The organism is Pseudomonas sp. Eth.TT006, from assembly GCF_054456575.1.
This window is the reverse complement of the sequence record NZ_JBTJEN010000001.1, coordinates 228,268-253,919: the sequence shown is the minus strand read 5'-3', so window position 1 is coordinate 253,919 and position 25,652 is coordinate 228,268. Positions and strand designations below refer to the sequence as shown.

The window sequence follows — 25,652 nt, the reverse complement described above, 5'->3', positions numbered from 1 at the left end:
CAGGGGTTTGCGTTACTTGTGCTCGTGCACCACGTGCCAGACGTCCTTCATGCCATCGCCTTTCATTTCCCCAGGCTTTTCATCCTTCATGAAGGTGTACAGCGGCTTGCCGTCGTAGGCGTACTGCATCATGCCGTCATCGCGCTTGATCACCGTCCATTTGCCCTCAGCCTTGGCCCCCGCGGGCGCCATCATCGGTGGCCAGTTTTTCGCACAATCACCGTTGCACATCGACTTGCCACCAGCATCCTTGTCGAACGTGTACACGGTCATGCCTTTGTGGTCGACCATCATGCCGTCTTTCATCATGGCCGGTTCGGCTGCCATCGCCAGCCCGGGCAGAGTCAGGGCAGCAGCCATCAGCAGAGCTTTGAAAGAAGCAGTCATTTGCGTCATGGAAACCTTCTTTTGTGGTTGTCAGGATTCGGACTTAGAGCTTAGTCGAGGATTCCGCCATTCGCCGGGCGACTAAAATACTGTCACACGACTGCAATAATTCCGTTATCTAATGCGGCGCAAGACAGTTAAATGACAAGAGGATTAAGGCATGGTTGGCAGGAGCATTCTGATCGTCGACGACGAAGCGCCCATTCGCGAAATGATCGCCGTTGCGTTGGAAATGGCCGGCTATGACTGCCTCGAGGCAGAGAACTCGCAGCAGGCACACGCCATTATCGTTGACCGCAAACCGGACCTGATCCTGCTCGACTGGATGCTGCCCGGCACCTCCGGCATCGAACTGGCCCGCCGCCTCAAGCGCGATGAGCTGACCGGGGACATCCCGATCATCATGCTCACCGCCAAGGGCGAAGAGGACAACAAGATCCAGGGCCTGGAAGTCGGCGCCGACGACTACATCACCAAGCCGTTTTCGCCCCGCGAACTGGTGGCCCGCCTCAAGGCTGTGCTGCGCCGCGCCGGCCCGACCGATGGCGAAGCGCCGATCGAAGTGGGTGGCCTGTTGCTTGATCCGATCAGCCATCGGGTGACCATCGACGGTCGTCCGGCGGAGATGGGCCCGACCGAATACCGTCTGCTGCAATTTTTCATGACCCACCAGGAACGCGCCTACACCCGCGGGCAGTTGCTGGATCAGGTCTGGGGCGGCAACGTTTATGTGGAAGAGCGCACCGTCGACGTGCACATCCGGCGCCTACGCAAGGCCCTCGGCGATGCTTACGAAAATCTGGTACAAACCGTGCGCGGCACCGGCTACCGGTTTTCCACAAAAGCTTGAAAACAGCGGCAAGCTTTTAGCTGCAAGCGGCAAGCGAAAGCCGATCCGCTTTGGCTTGGAGCTTGCGGCCTGGAACTTGAAGCTGCGGCTAAGGACGCCCCGTGAATCAAAACTGGCATGGCACCCTGATTCGCCACATGCTGTTGCTGGTCACCGCCTGTCTGGTGATCGGTCTGATCAGCGGCTATTACGGCTGGAGCCTCGCTGCCGGCCTGGGTCTTTACCTGACCTGGACGCTCAGGCAACTGCTGCGCCTGCACGAATGGCTGCGCCTGCACCAACCCGATGACGCACCGCCCGACGGCTATGGCCTGTGGGGCGAGGTGTTCGACAGCATCTATCACCTGCAACGCCGCGACCAACGAGTGCGCGGGCGCCTGCAAGCGGTGATCGACCGGGTTCAGGAGTCCACCGCCGCACTGAAAGACGCGGTGATCATGCTCGACAGCGACGGCAATCTGGAGTGGTGGAACCGCGCCGCGGAAACCCTGCTCGGCCTCAAGACCCCGCAAGACAGCGGCCAGCCGGTGACCAATCTGGTGCGGCATCCGCGCTTCAAGGAATACTTCGAGCAGGACAGCTACGCCGAACCGCTGGAAATCCCCTCGCCGACCAACGACCGCGTGCGCATTCAGCTGTACCTCACGCGTTACGGCAACAACGAACACCTGATGCTGGTGCGCGACGTCACGCGCATTCATCAACTGGAGCAGATGCGCAAAGACTTCATCGCCAACGTCTCCCACGAACTGCGCACGCCGCTGACGGTGATCTGCGGCTATCTGGAAACCCTGCTCGACAACGTCGAGGAGGTGAACCCACGCTGGAGCCGTGCGCTGCAGCAGATGCAACAACAGGGCGGGCGCATGCAGACGCTGCTCAACGACCTGTTGCTGTTGGCGAAACTGGAAGCCACCGATTACCCCTCGGACAATCAGCCGGTGCAGATCGACACCCTGCTGCAATCGATCAAGAGCGATGCGCAGCAGTTGTCGGGGCAGAAAAACCAGCGCATCACCTTGGAGGCGGACGGCAAAATCCTGCTCAAGGGCAGCGAGGCGGAACTGCGCAGCGCATTCTCCAACCTGGTGTTCAACGCAGTGAAATACACCCCGGCCGAGGGCAACATCCGCATTCGCTGGTGGGGCGACGAACAAGGTGCGCACCTGAGCGTGCAGGATTCGGGGATCGGCATCGACAGCAAACACCTGCCGCGTCTGACCGAACGTTTCTACCGCGTCGACTCCAGCCGCAACTCCAATACCGGCGGCACCGGGCTCGGTCTGGCGATCGTCAAACACGTGTTGCTGCGCCACCGCGCACGGATGGAGATCAGCAGCGTACCCGGCCACGGCAGCACGTTCACCTGCCATTTCGCCCCGGCCCAGGTGGCCCAGGCACGGGCGATCAGCACCGCCGAGTGATACCGGCCAGCACGCGCCACTAGGCAATCGCCAAGTCAGCCGCTACATTGGCGGACTTGCGTCTGCCTTTCAGGCGCGATTTTTTCTCTCTTACGAATCACACGGAACCCGCAAAACTCCATCATGGACCCTTCCCCTGGCTTGTCCCTCGCAACCCTGTTCGCCGATTTCGGCATGATTCTTTTTGCTCTGATCCTGGTTTTGCTCAACGGTTTTTTCGTTGCGGCGGAATTCGCCATGGTCAAACTGCGCTCGACCCGGGTCGAGGCCATCGCCGACCAGAACGGCTGGCGCGGGCACATCCTGCGCACCGTGCACAGTCAGCTCGATGCGTACCTCTCGGCCTGTCAGCTGGGTATCACCCTCGCCTCGCTGGGCCTGGGCTGGGTCGGTGAGCCGGCGTTCGCACACATTCTCGAGCCGCTGCTGAGCGCGGTCGGCGTGCAGGCGCCGGAAGTGGTCAAAGGCATTTCGTTCTTCACCGCGTTCTTCATCATTTCCTACCTGCACATCGTGGTCGGCGAGCTGGCGCCCAAGTCGTGGGCGATCCGCAAGCCCGAGCTGCTGTCGCTGTGGACGGCGGTGCCGCTGTACCTGTTCTACTGGGCGATGTACCCGGCGATCTACCTGCTCAACGCCAGCGCCAACGCGATTCTGCGCATCGCTGGCCAGGGTGAACCCGGCCCGCACCACGAACACCATTACAGCCGTGAAGAACTGAAACTGATCCTGCACTCCAGCCGTGGTCAGGACCCGAGCGACCAAGGCATGCGCGTATTGGCTTCGGCGGTGGAAATGGGCGAGCTGGAAGTGGTCGACTGGGCCAACTCCCGGGAAGACCTGATCACCCTGGAATTCAACGCGCCGCTGAAAGAAATCCTCGCGATGTTCCGTCGCCACAAGTTCAGCCGTTATCCGGTGTACGACAGTGAGCGCCAGGAGTTCGTCGGCCTGCTGCACATCAAGGACCTGCTGCTGGAGCTGGCTGCGCTGGACCACATTCCCGAGTCGTTCAACCTGGCGGAACTGACCCGGCCGCTGGAGCGCGTGTCGCGGCACATGCCGCTGTCGCAGTTGCTGGAGCAGTTCCGCAAGGGCGGCTCGCACTTCGCCGTGGTTGAAGAAGCCGATGGCAACATCATCGGCTACCTGACCATGGAAGACGTGCTGGAAGTGCTGGTCGGCGACATCCAGGACGAACACCGCAAGGCCGAACGCGGGATCCTCGCGTACCAGCCGGGCAAACTGCTGGTGCGTGGCGACACGCCGCTGTTCAAGGTGGAGCGCCTGCTGGGGATCGACCTTGACCACATCGAGGCGGAAACCCTCGCCGGGCTGGTCTACGAGACCCTGAAACGGGTGCCGGAAGAGGAAGAAGTGCTGGAAGTCGAAGGCCTGCGGATTATCATCAAGAAGATGAAAGGGCCGAAGATTGTGCTGGCGAAGGTGTTGATGCTGGATTGATGGGTGTTTTGGGGGACGCTTCTGTGGTGAGGGGATTTATCCCCGATGGGTCGCGGAGCGGCCCTGTAATCTGCAATCGCGTAACTCCTGACTCAATGCCTTCAATGATTTTGGGACGGCTGCGCCGCCCATCGGGGATAAATCCCCTCACCACAAAAGCCCCTCCACAGCGGCCCTTCACCACTTCTACTGCTTGCCCAACGCAAAGTTGGGCAATGCCCCCAGCGGCTGGTTGAACTGATACGGAATCGACACCAGCCCCTGCCCGGTATTGCGCTGCACCACAAAGTGCAGGTGCGGGCCGCTGCTGTTACCGGTGTTGCCCGACAGTGCCAACGGGCTACCGACCGCCACCCGCTGCCCTTCGCGGACACTCACCGAACCTTGCTTGAGATGCAGGTACACGCCCATCGTGCCGTCATCGTGCAGGATCCGCACGAAATTGCCCGACGCATCATTACCGCGCCCGCTCTGCGAGTTTTCGGTCTTCACCACCACACCCGCCCGCGCCGCGATGATCGGCGTACCGACGGGCATGGCGATGTCCATTGCGTATTTGTTCTTCGGCCCGTAGTGGCTGTACTGGCCGTTCGCGCCCTGACTGAGGCGGAACGGCCCACCCCGCCACGGCAACGGATAACGATAGCTCTGCGCGGCGCCGCCAGGGTCGCCCAGCGCATACTGGAACTGCGGCGAATACACCAACGGCTGCCGGCCGCTGATCGCCGTCAGCAGCGCCAGACGCGTATTGCTGCGCGCCGGCAGCACCCGACGGATCGTCTGCGCCGGCACACCCCGCACATTGCTGACCCCGGTAAACGCCAGGGCAATTTCGACCGGCGCATACAGATCGTTACGCACGAAGACGATGTCGCTGCCCTTCTGCTTTTTGATATCGAGATACACCTGCCGCTCCAGGTGCTCGACCATGCGGTCCTGAAACACGAACACCTGCGAGCCTTTGCTCGGCCGGTCGCTGTACGAAACCACGCCGTTGGCATCGGTGGATTTGTAAATGGTCATGGCCACAGCCGAGGTGGCGGCCAGAAAAAGACCACAGAAAAACAGCAGGCGCGCGAGCATGGGCAAAAGTCTGTCGAAGGAAGGCCTGAAAATGAGCCTAGCAGCTGAGACAGACCAGGCTAGTCGACAGATGTTTCAGAATGGGCAGCACAAAGCAAAAGATCGCAGCCTTCGGCAGCTCCTGCATGGGAATGCGATCCCTGTAGGAGCTGCCGCAGGCTGCGATCTTTTCGAGGCGCTGCTTTAAGCGCCCGGAACGAAGTGCTTCTGCGCCGTGCCGCGGGCGATCAGGCGGGAGATGTAGTCGAGCTTCTGCGCGTCCTGGTCGACGAAGCGGAAAGTCAGTTGCAGCCAGTCGCTGTCAGCTTTCTGCTCGTGAGCCACGATGGCGTGCAGGTAACCGTTGAGGCGGGCGACCTCGGCATTGTCGCCCTGCTCCAGATCGAGCACGGCGCTGTCGAGAATCTGCGGCAGGGTCTCGGTGCGTTTCACCACCAACAGCGCTTCCTTGATGCTCAGCGCCTTGATCACGCATTGCTGGGTGCCGCTCGGCAGGCGCAACTGGCCTTGGCCACGACCGCCGGCCGGCGCTTTCGACGCGGCCGGAGCCTGGACCGGCGGGCTGTTGAGCAAGCCGCGCGATGGCGCCGCCGCAGGTGTCGCAGCCGCCGCGGCTGGCTTGGCGAACGGGTTGACCGCAGCGGCAGCCGGAGCGCCGCCCACCACGGCTGCCTTGCCACCGGTCAGTGCGCTCAGGGAGTCGTTGCCGAAGGCCGAGTTCATCTTGGTCGGTGCGCTGTTCATCAGAGTGTCGAGCTTGCCGACCTTGTTCAGCGCCTGCTTGACCTTGGTCAGCAGCTGTTCGTTGGTGAACGGCTTGCTGACGTAGCCGGAAACGCCGGCCTGGATCGCCTGAACGACGTTTTCCTTGTCGCCCCGGCTGGTGACCATGACAAACGGCATGGTCTTCAGATTGTCCTGCTCGCGGCACCAGGTCAGCAGTTCAAGGCCGGACATTTCCGGCATTTCCCAGTCGCACAGGACCAGGTCGAACGCTTCCTTGGCCAGCATCGCCTGGGCCTTTTTGCCGTTGACGGCGTCCTCGGTGCGAATCCCCGGGAAGTAGTTACGCAGGCACTTTTTCACCAGGTCGCGAATGAACGAAGCGTCGTCCACAACCAACACACTGATCTTGCTCATCCAACACCCCTATAAAAATCCCGGCAAGCATACCGCTTTTGCTGATGGCACATTGCCAACAATCTTCAGTCACGCCGGGACTTTTCGTTCGCGGGTGCTGCTTTTTCAATTGATTTCCTGATTCAGGCGCCCAAACAAAAACGCCCGGCCAAAAGGCCGGGCGCTTTTCTCAGGCAATCTTACTTATCGTCAGCATCGCCCGGAACATTAGCGGTTTCGCCGCTTGTGCCTTCAACTTCTTCTTTCATGCGCTTGAGGCCCATGTGGCGCACGTCGGTGCCGCGCACCAGATAGATCACCAGTTCCGAGATATTGCGTGCGTGGTCGCCGATGCGCTCCAGCGAACGCAGAACCCAGATGATGCTCAGAACCCGCGAGATAGAGCGCGGGTCTTCCATCATGTAGGTCGCCAGCTCGCGCAGAGCGGTCTTGTATTCGCGGTCGATGACTTTGTCGTACTGCGCCACCGACAGCGCCAGATCGGCGTCGAAGCGGGCAAACGCGTCCAGCGCGTCACGCACCATGTTGCGCACCTGATCGCCAATGTGGCGAACCTCGACGTAACCACGCGGCGCTTCGCCTTCCTCGCACAGCTGGATGGCGCGCCGGGCGATCTTGGTCGCTTCGTCACCGATGCGCTCCAGGTCGATCACCGACTTGGAAATGCTGATGATCAGTCGCAGGTCGGACGCCGCCGGCTGACGCCGGGCGAGAATACGCAGGCATTCTTCGTCGATGTTGCGTTCCATCTGGTTGATCTGGTCGTCGATCTCGCGCACCTGCTGGGCCAGGCCGGAGTCAGCCTCGATCAGCGCGGTGACCGCGTCGTTGACCTGCTTCTCGACCAGCCCGCCCATGGCCAGGAGGTGGCTGCGCACTTCCTCGAGCTCGGCGTTGAACTGCGCAGAGATGTGGTGGGTGAGGCCTTCTTTGGAAATCATTCGTTTGCTCCGCAAAAGCTGTGAGCCGCAAGCTACAAGCTGCAAGCTGATGTGTGTCGTTATGCTGAACTGCCTTTCCTTGCCGCTTGAAGCTTGCGGCTTGCAGCTGCTTCAATCAGCCATAGCGACCGGTGATGTAGTCTTCGGTCTGCTTCTTCGCCGGATTGGTGAACAGGGTGTCGGTGTCGCCGAATTCCACCAGTTTGCCCATGTACATGAACGCCGTGTAGTCGGACACCCGCGCGGCCTGCTGCATGTTGTGGGTCACGATGACGATGGTGAACTTGGACTTCAGTTCGTAGATCAGCTCTTCGACTTTCAGGGTCGAGATCGGGTCGAGGGCCGAGCACGGTTCGTCGAGCAGCAGCACTTCCGGCTCTACCGCGATGGTCCGGGCGATCACCAGACGCTGCTGCTGACCACCGGACAGGCCGAGCGCCGAGTCATGCAGACGGTCCTTGACCTCGTCCCACAGCGCCGCGCCTTTCAGCGCCCACTCGACCGCTTCGTCGAGGATGCGCTTCTTGTTGATGCCCTGGATGCGCAGACCGTAGACCACGTTTTCGTAAATGGTCTTCGGGAACGGGTTGGGCTTCTGGAACACCATGCCGACGCGACGACGCAACTCGGCAACGTCTTCGCCCTTGCGATAGATGTTGTTGCCGTACAGGTTGATCGCGCCTTCGACACGGCAGCCGTCAACCAGGTCGTTCATGCGGTTGAAGGTGCGCAGCAGCGTGGACTTGCCGCAGCCGGACGGGCCGATGAAGGCGGTCACGCGCTGTTTCGGGATGTTCATGCTGACGTCGAACAGCGCCTGCTTCTCACCGTAGAACAGGCTCAGGCCCGGGACCTCGATGGCGACGGTTTCCTGCGCCAGGCTCAGGCTCTGTTTATCGCGGCCCAGGGCGGACATGTTGATGCCGTGGGTAGGTGTTTCGTGCTGCATGGGAGGCTCCCTGTGCTGACAAATTCGGTTTCGTTGAACCGCCGGACGATGCCAGCAGGTTACGCAAATTCTGTGTCTGTCGCGGTTTCTGTGGGAGCTGGCTTGCCAGCGATGCAGGCAACTCGATCTGCCTGAAACACCGCGGCGATGCCATCGCTGGCAAGCCAGCTCCCACAGGGTTTGTGTTAACTGTCCAGCGCTTTGTATTTTTCGCGCAGGTGGTTACGAATCCACACCGCCGACAGGTTCAACGTGGCGATCACCAGCACCAGCAGCAGCGCCGTGGCGTACACCAGCGGACGCGCCGCCTCGACGTTGGGGCTCTGGAAGCCGACGTCATAAATGTGGAAGCCCAGGTGCATGATCTTCTGATCCAGGTGCAAATACGGGTAGTTGCCGTCCAGCGGCAGCGACGGTGCCAGCTTCACCACACCCACCAGCATCAGCGGCGCCACTTCACCGGCGGCGCGAGCCACGGCGAGGATCATCCCGGTCATCATCGCCGGGCTGGCCATCGGCAGAACGATTTTCCACAGCGTCTCGGCCTTGGTCGCGCCCAGTGCCAGCGAGCCTTCACGCACGGTCCGCGGAATGCGCGCCAGACCTTCCTCGGTCGCCACGATCACCACCGGCACCGCCAGCAGCGCCAGGGTCAGCGAGGCCCAGAGCAGGCCCGGGGTACCGAAGGTCGGCGCCGGCAGCGCCTCCGGGAAGAACAGTCGGTCGACCGAACCACCCAGCACGTAAACGAAGAAGCCCAGACCGAACACCCCGTAAACGATCGCCGGAACACCAGCGAGGTTGTTCACCGCGATCCGGATGATCCGGGTCAGGGCGTTCTGTTTGGCGTATTCACGCAGGTACACCGCCGCCAGCACGCCGAACGGAGTAACGATCATCGCCATGATCAGGGTCATCATCACGGTGCCGAAGATCGCCGGGAAGATCCCGCCTTCGGTGTTCGCTTCACGCGGGTCGTCGGACAGGAACTCCCAGACCTTGTTGAAGTAGAAACCGATCTTGGTCATCGTGCCCATGGCGTTCGGCTGGTAGGCGTGAACCACTTTGCCGAGACTGATTTCGATCTCTTTGCCGTTGGCATCGCGCGCGGTCAACGCGTCGCGGTTGAACTGCGCATGCAGATCGCTCAGACGCGCTTCGATGTCCTGATAACGCGCATTGAGCTCGGCACGCTCGGAGTCCATGTCCGCTTGCGCGGTGGCGTCGAGCTTGCCTTCCAGTTCCAGCTTGCGGCCGTGCAGACGGATACGCTCAAGCCCTGCGTTGATCGCGCCGATGTCTGTCTTTTCCAGCGACTTCAGTTGCGCGGCGAGCTTGTTCACGCGGTCGATCCGCGCCTGCAGCTCAGGCCAGGCGGCCTCGCCCTCGGCGATCACCTTGCCGTCCTGTTTGACGTTGACCAGGTAGCCGTAGAAGTTGCCCCACTCGCGCCGCTCGATCGCCATCAACTCCGGCGGCGTGGTTTGCTTGGTCAGCCACTCGCCGACGATCCAGGTGAAGTCGTTGCCATTCAGGTCACGGTTGCCGACCTTGATCAGCTCGCGGGTCATGAATTCCGGGCCTTGATCGGGCACCGGCAGGCCAGCGCTTTTCAGACGGGCGCGGGGCACTTCTTCTTTCTGCACCACTTCGCCGATGACCAGGTGATTGCCTTGGCCCGGGACGTCGTAGCTGGCGTGGATCAGGTCCGCCGGCCAGAAGTGACCGAGGCCGCGCACGGCAATCACCGCCAGCAGGCCAATGGTCATGATGACCGCGATGGACACCGCGCCACCGCTGATCCAGACGCCCGGGGCGCCGCTCTTGAACCATCCATTCAGGGAGTTCTGTTTCACAGACTTCTACCTTTCTTAAAGCGACGAGTATTTCTTGCGCAGACGCTGACGAATCAGTTCTGCCAGGGTGTTCATGACGAAGGTGAACAACAGCAGCACCAGCGCCGAGAGGAACAGCACGCGGTAGTGGCTGCCGCCGACTTCCGACTCGGGCATTTCCACCGCGACGTTGGCGGCCAGGGTGCGCAGGCCTTCGAACAGGTTCATTTCCATGACCGGGGTGTTACCGGTGGCCATCAGCACGATCATGGTTTCCCCGACCGCTCGCCCCATGCCGATCATCAGCGCGGAAAAGATCCCCGGGCTGGCGGTGAGGATTACCACGCGGGTCATGGTCTGCCACGGCGTGGCGCCCAGGGCCAGAGAGCCGAGGGTCAGGCCACGGGGCACGCTGAACACGGCGTCTTCGGCGATCGAGTAGATGTTCGGGATCACCGCAAAACCCATGGCCAGACCGACCACCAGGGCATTGCGCTGGTCATAGGTGATGCCCAGGTCGTGGGAGATCCACATGCGCATGTCACCGCCGAAGAACCAGTTCTCCATGAACGGACTCATGTACAGCGACAGCCAGCCCACAAACAGGATCACCGGAATCAGCAGCGCACTTTCCCAGCCATCCGGCACCTTGAGGCGGATCGACTCAGGCAGGCGGCTGAAGCTGAAGCCGGCGACCAGAATGCCGATCGGCAGCAGCATCAGCAGGCTGAAGATGCCCGGCAGATGCCCTTCGACATACGGCGCGAGGAACAGACCGGCGAAGAACCCGAGGATCACCGTCGGCATCGCTTCCATCAGCTCGATCACCGGCTTGACCTTGCGGCGCATGCCCGGGGCCATGAAGTAGGCGGTGTAGATCGCTGCGGCAACCGCCAGTGGCGCGGCCAGCAGCATGGCGTAGAACGCCGCTTTCAGGGTGCCGAAGGTCAGTGGCGAGAGGCTCAGTTTCGGTTCGAAATCGGTGTTGGCCGCAGTCGATTGCCAGACGTATTTAGGCTCGTCGTAGTTCTCGTACCAGACCTTGCTCCACAGCGCACTCCACGACACTTCCGGGTGCGGGTTGTCCAGCAGCAGCGGATGCAGTTTGCCGCCGGCTTCGACGATCACCCGATTGGCGCGCGGCGACAGACCGAACAGGCCCTGCCCTTCGGCCACCGGCTCGACCAGCAGCGTGCGATGCGCGGTGCTGTGGAACACGCCGAGCTTGCCGGACGCATCAAGGGCTACGAAACCTTTGCGGCGCTCTTCGGCAGTGATTTCAACAATCGGCGCGCTGCCCATCTGGAAGGTGCGGATCTGCTTCAGGCGCAGCTCGCCATCGGTGTCACGGGCCATGAACCACTGGGCCAGACCACCCTTGGAATCACCGATGATCAGCGAAATACCACCGACCAGTTGAGTGCTCGCGGTAACTTCGGTGTCGGCATTTTCCAGCAGTTTGTAGCGACCGTTGAGGCTCTTGTCGCGCAAGCTGAACACGTCAGCCTGGGCCCGCCCGTTGACCACGTACAGCCATTGCTGGCGTGGGTCGACGAAGATGTTTTTCACAGGTTCAGTCATCTGCGGCAGATCGATACGCTTCTGCTCGTTGGTGACTTCGCCGGTCATCATGTTTTCTTCGCTGGTCAGCGACAGCACATTGAGTTGCGAACCCGTTGAGCCGACCAGCATCAGCGTCGAATCGCTGGCATTGAGGCTGACGTGCTCCAGCGCCCCGCCGCTCTCGTTGACCACGATCGGCGTGTTGCCGTACGGGTATTCGATGGCCGGAGTGATGGTTTTCTTGCCTTCGGGATAGCTGACTTTATAGGTGTGACGGAACACCAGCGCCTGGCCGTTGGACAGGCCCACGGCGACCAGTGGATGACCTGGTTGGTCTTCGCCGATGGAGGTCACGCTGCTGCCTGCCGGAAGCGGCAGATCGACGCGCGTCAATTCAGCGCCACTGTCGATGTCGAAGAACAGCGCCTGGCCCTTGTCGGAAACGCGCATCGCCACCTGGTTCTGCTCTTCGAGCGAAATCATCAGCGGCTTGCCGGCGTCCTGCATCCAGGCCGGGGTAATTGCATCTTTCGCGGTCAGGCTGGCACCGTGGAACAGCGGCGCAACCACGTAGGCGAGAAAGAAGAAGATCAGGGTGATGGCTGCCAGCACCGCCAGCCCGCCAACGAGGACGTACCAACGGGTGAAGCGATCCTTGAGCGCGCGAATGCGGCGCTTGCGTTGCAGCTCAGGCGTATTGAAATCAATGCGCTTGGGAGGGGAAGTCGTAGTCATTGGGGAATTGGCCAGATCATTCATGCGCTCACCCTAGCGATCCTGTATGACAGAAAGATGACAGTGCAGTGACGCAGCAAATCCACCGCCAGCGGTTGCTGGAGGAGGATCGGAGAATTCGAGGGTTGTGTGGGAGCGGGCTTGCTCGCGAAAGCGTTGATTCAGTCAATGAAGATGCTGAATCCAAAGGCCCCTTCGCGAGCAAGCCCGCTCCCACACGAGAGTCCGGTGGGGTTCACCCCGGACTCAGTTTGTTACTTTTTTGCGACTTCAGCGCCGCCTTCCTGCAGACCGAGGTCAGCCAGTGCTTTTGCAGCAACCTTGGCTGGCAGCGGGATGTAACCGTCTTTCACCACCACTTCCTGACCCTGTTTCGACAGAACCAGTTTGACGAACTCGGCTTCCAGCGGGGCCAGAGGCTTGTTCGGCGCCTTGTTCACGTAAACGTAGAGGAAGCGCGACAGTGGGTACTTGCCGTTCAGGGCGTTTTCTTCGGTGTCTTCGATGAAATCAGTGCTGCCTTTCTTCGACAGCGCAACGGTCTTCACGCTGGCGGTCTTGTAGCCGATGCCCGAGTAACCGATGCCGTTCAGCGAGGAGCTGATCGACTGCACCACCGACGCCGAACCTGGCTGTTCGTTGACGTTAGGCTTGTAGTCGCCTTTGCACAGGGCTTCTTCCTTGAAGTAGCCGTAGGTGCCGGAAACCGAGTTACGACCGAACAGCTGCACCGGCTTGTTGGCCAGGTCGCCGGTCACGCCCAGGTCGCCCCAGGTTTTCACGTCGGCTTTGGCGCCGCACAGACGAGTCGACGAGAAGATCGCGTCAACCTGTTCCATGGTCAGGTGCTGGATCGGGTTGTCCTTGTGCACGAACACCGCCAGAGCGTCCACGGCAACCGGGATAGCGGTTGGTTTATAGCCGTATTTCTGTTCGAAGGCCGCCAGTTCGGTGTCCTTCATCTTGCGGCTCATCGGGCCCAGGTTGGAGGTGCCTTCAGTCAGCGCAGGTGGCGCAGTGGCGGAGCCAGCGGCCTGAATCTGGATGTTTACGTTCGGGTATTCTTTCTTGTAGTTCTCAGCCCACAGGGTCATGAGGTTGGCCAGGGTATCGGAGCCGACGCTGGACAGGTTGCCCGACACACCAGTGGTCTTGGTGTAGCTCGGGATAGCAGGGTCAACAGCGGCGAACGCGTTGGCAGTCGCAACGCCAGCAGCGACAAAAGTCATTGCCGCCATCAAACGCTTCAGTTTCATGCCTTACTCCTAGCAGATAGGGTGTGTTAAGTCGGGGCCAAGTATCAGCAGGCCGTGTGAACACTCTATGGCTGAAATATGACAATTGGATGAAAGGCCAGTATCGGGGTTTTTACTGGATGATTTGTGGTGCCTCCATTCGCGAGCAAGCTCGCTCCCACAATTGAAATGCATTCCAATGTGGGAGCGAGCTTGCTCGCGAAAGGGCCGGTATGACTGGAGAGAATCCCTGGATCAGCGCCCCCTCTTCCAGAGCCACGCCCCCACCAGAATCCCCATTGTGCACAGCACCGCCACATAATAAGCCGGGCCCATCGCACTCTCCTTAAGCAGCAAACTGACCACCATCGGCGTCAGACCACCGAAGATCGCGTAGGCCACGTTGTACGAGAACGACAGGCCGCTGAAGCGCACCACCGGCGGGAAGGCCTTGACCATCACGTACGGCACCGCACCGATGGTGCCGACCAGCAGACCGGTCAGGGCGTACAGCGGGAACAGCCAGTCCGGGTGATCGGCGAGGCTGTGATAGAAGGTCCAGGAGCTGATCAGCAAACCCAGGCTACCGAACACGAACACCCGACCCGCGCCAAAGCGATCGGCCAAAGCGCCGGAGATAATGCAACCGAAGCTGAGGAACACGATCGCCAGGCTGTTGGATTGCAACGCCACCGTCGGCGAGAAGTGATAGACCGTCTGCAGCACGGTCGGGGTCATCAGGATCACCACGACGATCCCGGCGGACAGCAGCCAGGTCAGCAGCATCGAAATTGCGATCGCTGCGCGATGATCACGCAGCACCGCACGCAGCGGCACTTCTTCGGCCAACGCCTTGCGCAGTTGCAGCTCGGCGAACACCGGGGTTTCGTGGAGCCAGCGACGCAGGTAGACCGAGAACAGGCCGAATACACCGCCGAGCAGGAACGGGATCCGCCACGCGTAATCCGCCACTTCCAGCGGTGTGTAAATGCTGTTGATCGCGGTGGCGACCAGCGAACCGAGGAGGATGCCCGCCGTCAGGCCGCTGGTCAGCGTGCCGCAGGCGTAGCCGATGTGCTTTTGCGGTACGTGTTCGGAAACGAAGACCCACGCCCCCGGCACTTCCCCGCCAATCGCCGCGCCCTGGATCACCCGCATCAGCAACAGCAGGATCGGCGCCCACAGGCCGATCTGCGCGTAAGTCGGCAGCAGACCCATGATCAGCGTCGGCACGGCCATCATGAAAATGCTCAGGGTGAACATCTTCTTGCGCCCCAGCAGGTCGCCGAAGTGCGCCATGACGATGCCGCCCAGCGGCCGGGCGAGGTAGCCGGCGGCGAAGATGCCGAAGGTCTGCATCAGGCGCAGCCACTCGGGCATGTCGGCCGGGAAGAACAGCTTGCCGACCACGGTGGCGAAGAAGACGAAGATGATGAAATCGTAGAATTCCAGCGCACCGCCCAGGGCCGATAGCGACAGAGTCTTGTAGTCGTTGCGGGTCAACGGTCGTGCGGGTTGCTCGGGCTGCGCGAGGCTCGAAGGCGCTGTGGTCATGGCAAGGGCTTCTCTTATAGTCGAATCTGCCGCCACAACAACGCTGGCTGTGGCTCGGGCGGGTTCGGCACCATAGCAAATTGTTCGAAAAAGCACATAGAGGCGCGTATTTGCCGGTCAAAATCAGAACCCGGTGGTCGTCGTGGAGTCTACCGACCGATATACTCGCAACCTGCTCCGCTTTGTAGGGGGTTGCTGTGCGAAAACGTCGTTGGCCCGACCTTTGCTCGGATTAGCCGGTTTCGCAGAGTTTCTCCTTCAGGCGCCTTATGGAAAACGTGACGAACGCAGTATGTTCGGTGCTGAATAGTTTTTCTGAAGACGGCTGCCACCAGCAATACCAACGAAGAGTCACGGGTCAGAGGCCCCCCGGCATGATAGAGCTCGAACAAGAAGATCCGATCCCGCAAGGCGACCTGGCCCTGCAAATCACCGCGCTTCCCCGCGAAACCAACGGCTTTGGCGATATTTTCGGCGGCTGGCTGGTGGCGCAGATGGACCTGGCGGGCACCGCCATGGCCAGCCGCGTTGCCGGCGGCCGTGTGGCAACCGTGGCCATCGACCGCATGGCATTTCTGGTACCGGTCGCGGTGGGTGCGCAATTGTCCTTCTATACCCAGACCCTGGAAATCGGCCGCAGCTCGATCCAGATGATGGTCGAAGTGTGGAGCGACGATCCGCTGTCCAGCGAGTGGCGCAAAGTGACTGAAGCGGTCTTCGTTTTTGTCGCCATCGACGGCAGCGGTCGCACCCGTTCGGTGCCGCCACGCGCGCGTTAAACATCGCCGCGGTTTTGCGGTCGATAGTCGTCCCAAGTGTCTGATCGAGAGCTGTCCCATGAACACGCCCAACGTTGAAGCCGTGAAACTGGATGAACTGAACTGCTGGCGTATCCGCCACGGTCAGGCCGAAGTGCTGGTGGCCCAGCAAGGCGCGCACATTCTCAGTTATCAGGTCGATGGCCAGCCGCCGATCATCTGGCTCAACGACAAGGCCGTGTTCAACACCGGCAAGAGCATCCGCGCCGGCGTGCCGGTGTGCTGGCCGTGGTTCGGTAAATTCGAGCGCAATCCGCAGCGCGTGCAGGCGATGTACAACGGTGAGCAACCGGCACCCGCCCACGGCCTGGTAAGAGCGATGGATTGGCAGCTGGGCGGCATCGAATCAGAGGCTGACGGCCTCAAGGTCGAATTCAATCTGCCCTATCCCGAAGGTGGTTTGCCGGGCTGGCCGCATCAGGTCGATCTGACCCTGACCCTGCATCTGTCCGAGCAACTGAGTTTCAGCCTGACCAGTCACAACCGTGGCACTGACACCGTTAGCCTGAGCCAGGCGCTGCACACTTACTTCGCAGTCAGTGATGTGCGCAACGTGCACGTCGATGGAGTGGCAGGTCTGGATTACATCGAGACGCTGGATGACTGGAACATCCACAACCAGCAAGGCGAGCTGCATTTTGCCGGGGAAACCGACCGCATCTATCTCGACGCTCCACCCCAGCTGAGCATCGTCGACCCGGTCTGGGAACGGCGCATTGTGCTGACCGCTACCGGCTCGCGCACCGCCGTGATCTGGAACCCGTGGATCGACCGCGCAGCAGCACTGGCCGACATGGACAACGATGGCTGGCAGCGCATGCTGTGCATCGAGACGGCGAATGTGATGGATGACATTGTCACATTGGCGCCGGGCGCGGGCCATACCATGGGTGTGAGCATCGGCAGTAAACCGCTCTAAGTCTCACGAAAAACAAAATGTGGGAGCGGGCTTGCTCGCGAAGGCGTTGTATCAGTCAACATTCAGGTGCCTGACCCACCGCTTTCGCGAGCAAGCCCGCTCCCACAGCTGTTTTGCGGTGACGGTTAGAGATCCGATTCCTGCACCACCCGCACCTTGTCCGCCTCCAGCGCATACGCTGCGTCGGCCAGATCGTTGCTGACCTTCTCGATCTTCAGCGTGCCGGTTACCCACAGCGGCGTGTAGATGTCATCCAGCTTCAACCCCTTCGGATAACGCACCAGCACCAGTTGATTCGGCGGCGGTGGCGGCACGTGGATGCACGCCCCAGGGTACGGCACGAGGAAGAACAGCGTGCTGCGGCCCTTGGCATCGGATTCCAGCGGCACCGGGTAGCCACCGATGCGGATGTGCTTGTCGTTCATCGACGCCACGGTTTTGGTTGAATACATCACCGCCGGCAGGCCCTTGGCCTGTTTCATCCCGCCCTTCTGGGTGAAGGTGCCGGTGGCTTCCGGGGAGTTGTGGTCGATTTCGGGCATGGCCTCGAGGGCTTTCTGGTCCGACTTGGGCATCAGTTCCAGCCAGTCGGTTTCCGGCAGTTCGCCGGCGTGGGCCAGGCCGCTGCCCAGCAATAGGAGAGTCAACAGAAGACGGCGCATGGATGTGCTCGGTAAAAGATGCTCGGATAAAGGAGGGACTTTGAATCGCCGAGCATTCTAGCCCTCCCGGCCGCGTTGGCAGAGAGGGCTTTGTCGCTTTGGATCAGTTCTTTTTGATCAGGCCGTAGATCACCAGCAGCACAATCGCGCCGACCAGTGCGCCAATGAAGCCTGCGCCCTGACCTGCCTGATAGATACCCAGGGCCTGGCCGCCGTAAGTGGCTGCCAGCGAACCGCCGATACCGAGCAGGATGGTCATGATCCAGCCCATGCTGTCATCGCCCGGTTTCAGGAAGCGTGCCAGCAGGCCGACGATCAAGCCGATAAAGATGGTTCCGATAATTCCCATGGCATTTCCCTCTGACGCTCAATAGTAGATATGTCAAAGCCTAGTCAGACTTTGGCATCCTGCCATGAGAGAACGGCGGCACCTGAATGGTTCCGCCGCTGCCAGATGAAACTGTCGTTACTCGGCGATCAGCGTTTCGACCTTGACGATCTGCGCCTGCAGCGTAGCCATGTCGGCGCAGCGCAGGTTGGCGTGACCGACCTTGCGCCCAGCCTTGAAGGCTTTGCCATAGTGGTGCAGATGGCAGTCTTCGATGGCGATGACTTTCTCCACCGGTGGCACCACGCCGATGAAGTTGAGCATGGCGCTCTCGCCGACCTTGGCGGTCGAACCCAGCGGCAGGCCGGCCACGGCACGCAGATGGTTTTCGAACTGGCTGCACTCGGCGCCTTCGGTGGTCCAGTGCCCGGAGTTATGCACGCGCGGAGCGATTTCGTTGGCCTTGAGGCCACCGTCGACTTCAAAGAACTCGAACGCCATCACGCCGACATAGTCGAGCTGCTTGAGTACGCGGCTGGAGTAGTCTTCAGCCAAGGCCTGCAACGGGTGATCGGTGCTGGCCACCGACAGCTTGAGAATGCCGCTGTCGTGGGTGTTGTGCACCAACGGGTAGAACCTGGTTTCGCCATCGCGGGCACGCACGGCGATCAGCGAGACTTCGCCGGTGAACGGCACGAAGCCTTCGAGCAGACAGGCAACGCTGCCCAGCTCGTCGAAGGTGCCGGCCACGTCTTCCGGCTTGCGCAGGACCTTCTGGCCCTTGCCGTCGTAACCCAGGGTGCGGGTTTTCAGCACGGCCGGCAGACCGATCGAAGCCACGGCGGCCTCCAGGTCGGCTTGCGACTGAATGTCGGCGAACGCCGGGGTAGGAATGCCCAGGTCCTTGAACATGCTCTTCTCGAACCAGCGGTCGCGAGCGATGCGCAGGGCTTCGGCGCTCGGGTAGACCGGTACGAATTGCGACAGGAACGCCACGGTTTCGGCCGGGACGCTTTCGAACTCGAAGGTCACCAGGTCGACTTCATCGGCCAGTTGGCGCAGGTGATCCTGATCGCCGTAATCGGCCCGCAGGTGTTCGCCCAGTGCCGCGGCACACGCGTCCGGCGCAGGGTCGAGGAAAGCGAAGTTCATGCCCAGCGGAGTTCCCGCCAGGGCCAACATGCGACCCAACTGGCCGCCACCGATTACACCGATCTTCATCTCAACAACCTCAGGCAATACGTGGGTCTGGATTGTCCAGGACGCTGTCTGTCTGCTCGGCACGGAAGGTTTTCAGTACCGCGTGGAACTGTGGATGCTTGGCGCCGAGGATGCTCGCCGAGAGCAGCGCGGCGTTGATCGCGCCGGCCTTGCCGATGGCCAGGGTGGCGACCGGAATGCCGGCCGGCATCTGCACGATCGACAGCAGCGAATCGACACCCGAGAGCATCGACGACTGCACCGGAACGCCCAGCACCGGCAGGTGGGTCTTCGCCGCACACATGCCTGGCAGGTGGGCTGCGCCGCCGGCACCGGCGATGATCACCTCGATGCCGCGAGCCTCAGCCTCTTCGGCGTACTGGAACAGCAGATCCGGGGTACGGTGGGCAGAAACCACCTTGACCTCGTACGGGATGCCGAGCTTTTCCAGCATATCGGCGGTGTGGCTAAGGGTGGACCAATCGGACTTGGAGCCCATGATCACGCCAACCAGTGCACTCATCGTCGCGCCTCTTCTCTCTGGGCGCCCGCAGGCGCGTCAAAAACAACAAGCCACGCAGGATTGCGTGGCTTGTTGTAGGAAATATGGCCGGACGAACCGGCCGAAGGCCGCGCAGTATACCGCAAAGAATTCAATAAACAGCCCCTGAAACGACCATCCGTCAAATGAGTGAAAGGCCCGGTTTTATTGACCTGAAGGTCAGCGGAAAAGATCAAAAGATCGCAGCCTTCGGCAGCTCCTACAGAGATACTCATTTCACCCTGTAGGAGCTGCCGAAGGCTGCGATCTTTTCAGGACGCCTGTGCCACTCCGCCTTCGAGCTTGCGCCATAGCAGCCGCACATTGGCCTTGCGCACCAGGGCGCAACGATACAGGCGGATCTCCAGCGGCACATGCCATTGCGGGCCGCCGCAGACCACCAGTTCGCCCCGGGCGAGTTCGGCGCGCGCGCTCAGTTGCGGCACCCAGGCAATCCCCAGGCCTTCCAGGGCCATGCTCTTCAGGCTGTCGGCCATCGCGGTTTCGTAGATCGTGGTGAACCGCAGCTGACGCTGGCGCAACAAACCGTTCACCGAACGTCCGAGAAAGGCGCCGGCGCTGTAGGCCAGCAACGGCACGCTGCCCTCGCCTTCCAGATCGAACAGCGGCTTGCCCTCGGCATCCGCCGCGCACACCGGCAACATCTCGGTCTGGCCCAGGTGCAGCGACGGGAAGATTTCCGGGTCCATCTGCATCGCCGCGTCCGGGTCGTAGAACGCCAGCATCAGGTCGCAGCCGCCTTCGCGCAGCGCGTGCACCGCGTCGCCAACGTTGGTGGCGACCAGCCGCGTGGCGATGTTCAGCCCTTCATTGCGCAGTTGCGCGATCCAGCGCGGGAAGAACCCCAGCGCCAGTGAGTGCGCGGCGGCAACCTGGATCACTTCGCCCTGCCCGCCCTCCAGATGATGCAGATGGCGCAGCACTTCGCCGAGCTGTTCGACCACGGTGCGCGCGGTCACCAGGAACAGTTGCCCGGCCGCCGTCAGCTCGATTGGCGTGCGCGAGCGGTTGACCAGGGTCAGGCCCAGCGCCGCTTCGAGACTGCGGATCCGCCGACTGAACGCCGGCTGAGTCACGAAGCGTCGTTCGGCCGCCTGCGAGAAGCTGCGGGTGGCGGCCAAGGCACTGAAATCCTCAAGCCATTTGCTTTCCAGGTTCATCACACCCTCCCCGGGCGCACCAAAATAGGTCACACGTTCGCCATGCAAGCGGCGTCACATGGGCATTATGCCGAATGTGCATAGGGCAGTGTTTAACAGCATTGGCCCTAAAAATCCCACAAGCCTAGCATTCGCAGCGTTCCGGCACAGACCGGGTCCATATCGAGATGATTTCTATCATGTCCTCCGCTGCATCTTTCCGCACAGAAAACGACCTGCTTGGCAGCCTCGAAGTACCGGCTCAAGCGTATTACGGCATCCAGACCCTGCGAGCGGTGAACAACTTCCGTCTCTCCGGCGTTCCGATTTCGCATTACCCGAAACTGGTTGTGGGTCTGGCGATGGTCAAACAGGCCGCCGCTGACGCCAACCGTGAGTTGGGTCATCTGAGCGAAGCCAAGCACGCTGCCATCAGCGAAGCCTGTGCCCGATTGATCCGCGGTGATTTCCACGAAGAGTTCGTGGTCGACATGATTCAAGGTGGCGCCGGTACTTCCACCAACATGAACGCCAACGAAGTGATCGCCAACATTGCGCTCGAAGCAATGGGTCACCAGAAAGGCGAGTACCAGTACCTGCACCCGAACGACGACGTCAACATGGCGCAGTCGACCAACGACGCCTACCCGACCGCGATCCGCCTGGGTCTGCTGCTGGGTCACGACGCGCTGCTGGCCAGCCTCGACAGCCTGATTCAGGCCTTCGCGGCCAAGGGTGAAGAATTCAACCACGTGCTGAAGATGGGGCGTACCCAGCTGCAGGACGCCGTGCCGATGACTCTGGGTCAAGAATTCCGTGCCTTCGCCACCACCATGGGCGAAGACCTGGCCCGCCTGAAGTCGCTGGCCCCGGAACTGCTGACCGAAGTGAACCTGGGCGGCACCGCGATCGGTACCGGCATCAACGCCGACCCGCGCTATCAGGCCCTGGCCGTACAACGCCTGGCGCTGATCAGCGGTCAGCCGCTGGTGCCAGCTGCCGACCTGATCGAAGCCACCTCCGACATGGGCGCCTTCGTGCTGTTCTCCGGCATGCTCAAGCGCACCGCGGTCAAGCTGTCGAAGATCTGCAACGACCTGCGTCTGCTGTCCAGCGGCCCACGCACCGGCATCAACGAGATCAACCTGCCGGCGCGTCAGCCAGGCAGCTCGATCATGCCCGGCAAGGTCAACCCGGTGATCCCGGAAGCGGTCAACCAAGTGGCGTTCCAGGTGATCGGTAACGATCTGGCGCTGACCATGGCAGCCGAAGGCGGCCAACTGCAACTGAACGTGATGGAGCCGCTGATCGCCTTCAAGATCCTCGACTCGATCCGCCTGCTGCAACGCGCCATGGACATGCTGCGCGAGCACTGCATCGTCGGCATCACCGCCAACGAAGCCCGCTGCCGTGAACTGGTCGAACACTCGATCGGTCTGGTCACCGCGCTGAACCCGTACATCGGCTACAAAAACGCCACCCGCATCGCCCGTATCGCCCTTGAAAGCGGCCGCGGCGTGCTGGAACTGGTGCGCGAAGAAGGTCTGCTCGACGAAGCCATGCTCGCCGACATCCTGCGCCCGGAAAACATGATCGCTCCACGTCTGGTTCCGCTCAAAGCCTGAGCCGACGCGTACTTGTAGCACCACTCACCAGGTCGAGGGACTAGACACCTCTCACCTTTTGAGGGCTTGGGGATTTGTCCTCGAGCCCTTTTTTTTAACTGTTTGACCCTGAGACCCGTATGTCTGGGGACTGATCAAATGTAGAGGTGAGCCCTGTGGTGAGGGGATTCATCCCCGATCGGCTGCGAAGCAGTCGCAAAATCATTGCACTCGGTGTGCCTGACACATCGCACTTGCAGGTTTCGGGGCCGCTTCGCGACCCATCGGGGATGAATCCCCTCGCCACACGGTTTGCAGCAACAGAAATGCAGTCCCTGCACAAGCCCGGCGCCGGTAACGCCGGGTGTTTCACCGCTTCGTTTCGTCGCTTGCACCACGAGCGTGCAGACGGGCGCCGCACTGATCGGTATAGTGCCGCCCCTCTTCGCGTGAGCGGTCGTCGGTAACGAGGCCATAACCCATGCGAAACCCGAACTAATAACAAACCCGCGAAATGGATCCGGGACGAAATCTTCGCCTCACCTGCACTGCCGCGTGCAAGCCGGTGTAACACGATATTTCCGACCATCCAGTATTTGCTCACACAAAAAACAGCGAGGAAAAATCCATGCTCGAAGTCATCAACGACTTCCTCTCAGGGAAAGTACTGATCGCGCTCATTGTCGGGCTCGGTAGCTACTTCACGATTCGCTCGCGTTTCGTTCAATTGCGCCACTTTCTCCACATGTTCGCGGTGTTCCGCGACAGCCTGAAAAGCAGCGGCGGCCAACTCAGTTCGTTCCAGGCCCTGATGCTCAGCCTTGCCGGCCGTGTCGGTGCAGGCAACATCGCCGGTGTCGGCATCGCCGTGACCCTCGGCGGGCCAGGTGCGGTGTTCTGGATGTGGGTGACCGCTCTGGTCGGCATGTCCAGCAGCTTCTTCGAATGCACCCTGGCGCAGGTCTACAAGCGCGCCGACGGTGACGGCATGTACCGTGGCGGCCCGGCGTACTACATTCAGCACGGCCTGAAACTCAAAGGCATGGCCGTGGTGTTCTCGATCCTGCTGCTGGTCACCTACGGCTTTGCCTTCATCGGCCTGCAGTCGTACACCGTGACCCACTCGCTGCAGAACGCCTTCGCCTTCGATCCGCGCCACACCGGTATCGTCCTGGCAGTGCTGCTGGCCATCACCTTCATCGGTGGCATCAAGCGCATCGCCGCGGTGTCCGACCTGCTGGTACCGGTCAAGACCTTGGCCTACATCGGCGTGACCCTGTACGTGATCGGCACCCAGATCGAACACGTGCCAGCCATGCTGGAAACCATCTTCAAGAGCGCCTTCGGTCTCGACCCGGCCTTCGGCGGCCTGCTCGGCAGCGCCATCGTCATGGGCGTCAAGCGTGGCGTGTTCGCCAACGAAGCGGGCCTGGGCAGTGCACCCAACGTCGCTGCCGTGGCTTCGGTGAAACACCCGGGCGCACAGGGCGTGGTTCAGGCGTTCAGCGTGTTCCTCGACACCTTCGTGATCTGCACCTGCACCGCGCTGCTGATCCTGCTGTCGGGCTTCTACACCCCGGGCTTCGAAGGTGACGGCATCGTCCTGACCCAGAACTCGCTGGCTGCCGTGGTGGGTGACTGGGGCCGGATCTTCGTCAGCGTCGCGCTGTCGCTGTTCGTCTTTACCTGCATCCTCTACAACTACTACCTGGGCGAAAACAGCCTGCAGTTCCTCAGCCGCAACCGCGCCGTGCTGATGATCTTCCGCGGTCTGGTCCTGGCACTGGTGGTGTGGGGTTCGACGCAAGACCTTTCGACCGTGTTCGCCTTCGCTGACATCACCATGACTTGCCTGGCCTTCGTCAACCTGATGGCCCTGGCCATGTTGTTCAAGGTCGGTCTGCGTGTGATGCGCGACTACGACGAGCAGCGCCGTGCCGGTATCAGCCAGCCAGTGTTCGACTCGAGCAAGTTTGCCGACCTGGATCTGGACCTGAAGGCCTGGCCGACCGAGGCGCCAGCCGCCGGCAACAGCGAAGCCGCGCCGCAAGGCGTCCCTGCAGCGCAACGCTGACAGGTGAATGACGGGCGCATCCCCTGCGCCCGTCAGTTACAGTTCGGAAAACTGTGGGAGCGGGCTTGCTCGCGAATGCAGTCTTTCAGTTGATACATACGCTGACTGACACTGCGCTTTCGCGAGCAAGCCCGCTCCCCCAGGTCCCCATCCTTTCGGAGAGTCCTGATGAATTCGTCGACCTACCCCGCCGCCCAACACGTCATGGTCCTCTACACCGGTGGCACCATCGGCATGCAGGCCAGCACCAACGGCCTGGCCCCGGCGTCCGGTTTCGAAGCGCGCATGCGCGATTACCTGCACAGCCAGCCTGACCTCGTGGTGCCACAGTGGCGTTTCCGGGAAATGGCGCCGCTGATCGACAGCGCCAACATGACCCCGGCCTATTGGCAGCAACTGCGTGAAGCAGTGGTCGACGCCGTGGACGTACAAGGCTGCGACAGCGTGCTGATCCTGCACGGTACCGACACCCTGGCCTATAGCGCGGCGGCGATGAGTTTCCAGTTGCTCGGTCTGCAGGCCCGTGTGTGTTTCACCGGCTCCATGCTGCCGGCGGGCGTGGCTGACAGCGATGCCTGGGAAAACCTCGGCGGCGCGCTGGTTGCCCTCGGCCAGGGCCTGGCGCCGGGCGTGCACCTGTACTTCCACGGCGAACGGCTCGACCCGACCCACTGCGCGAAAGTGCGCAGCTTCGGCCGCCATCCGTTCAAGCGCCTGGAGCGTCAGGGCGGCGGCGTGAAAGCCACGGCGATTCCCGCAGCGTTGCACTACAACCAGCCCAAGCAATTGGCGAATGTCGCCGTGCTGCCGCTGTTCCCCGGGATCAATGCCGGAATTGTCGACGGTTTGCTCGATGGCGGCATTCAAGGTCTGGTGCTGGAATGCTACGGCAGCGGCACCGGCCCGAGTGACAACCCGGAGTTTCTCGCCAGCCTCGGCCGGGCCAGAGACAACGGCGTGGTGGTGGTCGCGGTCACCCAGTGCCATGAAGGTGGGGTGGAGCTGGACGTGTACGAGGCCGGCAGCCGGCTGCGTGGCGTCGGCGTGCTCTCCGGTGGCGGCATGACCCGCGAAGCGGCGTTCGGCAAGTTGCAGGCGTTGCTCGGTGCGGGGCTGGAATCGGCTGAAGTGCGCCGGCTGATCGAACTCGACCTGTGTGGCGAGCTGATCTGACACCACATATCTT

The 25,652-nt window shown here is 61.5% G+C and carries 22 protein-coding genes; 8 read left to right on the top strand and 14 right to left on the bottom strand.

Annotation, left to right across the window (positions count from 1 at the left end; all coding sequences use genetic code 11):
* Positions 1-12 precede the first annotated feature (12 nt).
* Positions 13-396: a COG4315 family predicted lipoprotein gene (locus ACXR0M_RS01160; protein WP_096817176.1), complete on the bottom strand. Its 384-nt coding sequence runs from the start codon at positions 394-396 to the stop codon at positions 13-15.
* A gap of 151 nt (positions 397-547) precedes the next feature.
* On the opposite strand from ACXR0M_RS01160, the gene phoB reads away from it, so the two are divergent.
* From phoB to ACXR0M_RS01145, 3 genes are all read left to right on the top strand, one after another.
* On the top strand, positions 548-1,237 hold the full coding sequence (phoB, locus tag ACXR0M_RS01155) for a phosphate regulon transcriptional regulator PhoB (protein ID WP_003229608.1): 690 nt from the start codon (positions 548-550) through the stop codon (positions 1,235-1,237).
* A 137-nt stretch (positions 1,238-1,374) separates the two neighbouring features.
* Complete coding sequence (gene phoR / locus ACXR0M_RS01150; protein WP_458829840.1) at positions 1,375-2,661, top strand: phosphate regulon sensor histidine kinase PhoR; 1,287 nt, start codon at positions 1,375-1,377, stop codon at positions 2,659-2,661.
* A gap of 123 nt (positions 2,662-2,784) precedes the next feature.
* Positions 2,785-4,125, top strand: coding sequence for a hemolysin family protein (locus tag ACXR0M_RS01145; RefSeq protein ID WP_458829148.1), 1,341 nt, complete (start codon positions 2,785-2,787; stop codon positions 4,123-4,125).
* Between the two features lie 186 nt (positions 4,126-4,311).
* Here ACXR0M_RS01145 and ACXR0M_RS01140 read toward each other — a convergent pair whose 3' ends face one another.
* The 8 genes from ACXR0M_RS01140 to ACXR0M_RS01105 form a co-directional block, all read right to left on the bottom strand.
* Positions 4,312-5,208 (bottom strand): peptidoglycan DD-metalloendopeptidase family protein, encoded by an 897-nt coding sequence (locus ACXR0M_RS01140; protein WP_458829146.1) that lies wholly within the window; start codon positions 5,206-5,208, stop codon positions 4,312-4,314.
* A 183-nt stretch (positions 5,209-5,391) separates the two neighbouring features.
* The gene (locus ACXR0M_RS01135; protein ID WP_458829144.1) at positions 5,392-6,348 is read right to left on the bottom strand and encodes a response regulator; all 957 of its coding nucleotides are present in this window, start codon (positions 6,346-6,348) and stop codon (positions 5,392-5,394) included.
* Between the two features lie 179 nt (positions 6,349-6,527).
* Positions 6,528-7,289, bottom strand: a complete 762-nt coding sequence (gene phoU / locus ACXR0M_RS01130; protein ID WP_458829142.1) for a phosphate signaling complex protein PhoU — start codon at positions 7,287-7,289, stop codon at positions 6,528-6,530.
* 115 nt (positions 7,290-7,404) lie between these two features.
* On the bottom strand, positions 7,405-8,238 hold the full coding sequence (pstB, locus tag ACXR0M_RS01125; protein ID WP_458829140.1) for a phosphate ABC transporter ATP-binding protein PstB: 834 nt from the start codon (positions 8,236-8,238) through the stop codon (positions 7,405-7,407).
* A 185-nt stretch (positions 8,239-8,423) separates the two neighbouring features.
* Positions 8,424-10,094, bottom strand: a complete 1,671-nt coding sequence (gene pstA / locus ACXR0M_RS01120) for a phosphate ABC transporter permease PstA (protein WP_458829138.1) — start codon at positions 10,092-10,094, stop codon at positions 8,424-8,426.
* A 15-nt stretch (positions 10,095-10,109) separates the two neighbouring features.
* A complete protein-coding gene (locus ACXR0M_RS01115) occupies positions 10,110-12,143 on the bottom strand; it encodes an ABC transporter permease subunit (protein ID WP_458829838.1) in 2,034 nt (677 codons plus the stop codon).
* A gap of 482 nt (positions 12,144-12,625) precedes the next feature.
* Positions 12,626-13,627 (bottom strand): phosphate ABC transporter substrate-binding protein PstS, encoded by a 1,002-nt coding sequence (locus ACXR0M_RS01110; RefSeq protein ID WP_034152107.1) that lies wholly within the window; start codon positions 13,625-13,627, stop codon positions 12,626-12,628.
* 234 nt (positions 13,628-13,861) lie between these two features.
* Complete coding sequence (locus ACXR0M_RS01105; RefSeq protein ID WP_458829136.1) at positions 13,862-15,160, bottom strand: MFS transporter; 1,299 nt, start codon at positions 15,158-15,160, stop codon at positions 13,862-13,864.
* A gap of 374 nt (positions 15,161-15,534) precedes the next feature.
* Here ACXR0M_RS01105 and ACXR0M_RS01100 point away from each other — a divergent pair, with 374 nt between their 5' ends.
* A complete protein-coding gene (locus ACXR0M_RS01100; protein ID WP_003229628.1) occupies positions 15,535-15,939 on the top strand; it encodes an acyl-CoA thioesterase in 405 nt (134 codons plus the stop codon).
* 58 nt (positions 15,940-15,997) lie between these two features.
* Positions 15,998-16,897 carry a D-hexose-6-phosphate mutarotase gene (locus ACXR0M_RS01095; protein WP_458829133.1) on the top strand — a complete coding sequence of 300 codons (900 nt, stop codon included), beginning with the start codon at positions 15,998-16,000 and terminating at the stop codon, positions 16,895-16,897.
* A 125-nt stretch (positions 16,898-17,022) separates the two neighbouring features.
* On the opposite strand, the gene ACXR0M_RS01090 is transcribed toward ACXR0M_RS01095, so the two are convergent.
* The 5 genes from ACXR0M_RS01090 to ACXR0M_RS01070 all read right to left on the bottom strand — a co-directional run bounded on the left by ACXR0M_RS01090 (position 17,023) and on the right by ACXR0M_RS01070 (position 20,809).
* A complete protein-coding gene (locus ACXR0M_RS01090; protein ID WP_064379774.1) occupies positions 17,023-17,559 on the bottom strand; it encodes a DUF3299 domain-containing protein in 537 nt (178 codons plus the stop codon).
* A gap of 103 nt (positions 17,560-17,662) precedes the next feature.
* On the bottom strand, positions 17,663-17,908 hold the full coding sequence (locus ACXR0M_RS01085; protein WP_003229635.1) for a GlsB/YeaQ/YmgE family stress response membrane protein: 246 nt from the start codon (positions 17,906-17,908) through the stop codon (positions 17,663-17,665).
* A gap of 117 nt (positions 17,909-18,025) precedes the next feature.
* Positions 18,026-19,108 (bottom strand): 5-(carboxyamino)imidazole ribonucleotide synthase, encoded by a 1,083-nt coding sequence (locus ACXR0M_RS01080; RefSeq protein ID WP_458829130.1) that lies wholly within the window; start codon positions 19,106-19,108, stop codon positions 18,026-18,028.
* A 10-nt stretch (positions 19,109-19,118) separates the two neighbouring features.
* Entirely contained in the window at positions 19,119-19,610 is a 492-nt protein-coding gene (gene purE, locus ACXR0M_RS01075; protein ID WP_019694319.1) for a 5-(carboxyamino)imidazole ribonucleotide mutase, read from the bottom strand.
* 290 nt (positions 19,611-19,900) lie between these two features.
* The gene (locus tag ACXR0M_RS01070; RefSeq protein WP_458829127.1) at positions 19,901-20,809 is read right to left on the bottom strand and encodes a LysR substrate-binding domain-containing protein; all 909 of its coding nucleotides are present in this window, start codon (positions 20,807-20,809) and stop codon (positions 19,901-19,903) included.
* Positions 20,810-20,988: 179 nt separating this feature from the next.
* Here ACXR0M_RS01070 and aspA point away from each other — a divergent pair, with 179 nt between their 5' ends.
* The 3 genes from aspA to ACXR0M_RS01055 all read left to right on the top strand — a co-directional run bounded on the left by aspA (position 20,989) and on the right by ACXR0M_RS01055 (position 25,639).
* Complete coding sequence (gene aspA / locus ACXR0M_RS01065; RefSeq protein ID WP_458829125.1) at positions 20,989-22,413, top strand: aspartate ammonia-lyase; 1,425 nt, start codon at positions 20,989-20,991, stop codon at positions 22,411-22,413.
* 607 nt (positions 22,414-23,020) lie between these two features.
* On the top strand, positions 23,021-24,466 hold the full coding sequence (locus ACXR0M_RS01060; protein ID WP_458829123.1) for an alanine/glycine:cation symporter family protein: 1,446 nt from the start codon (positions 23,021-23,023) through the stop codon (positions 24,464-24,466).
* A gap of 168 nt (positions 24,467-24,634) precedes the next feature.
* Entirely contained in the window at positions 24,635-25,639 is a 1,005-nt protein-coding gene (locus ACXR0M_RS01055; protein WP_458829121.1) for an asparaginase, read from the top strand.
* Positions 25,640-25,652: the final 13 nt, after the last annotated feature.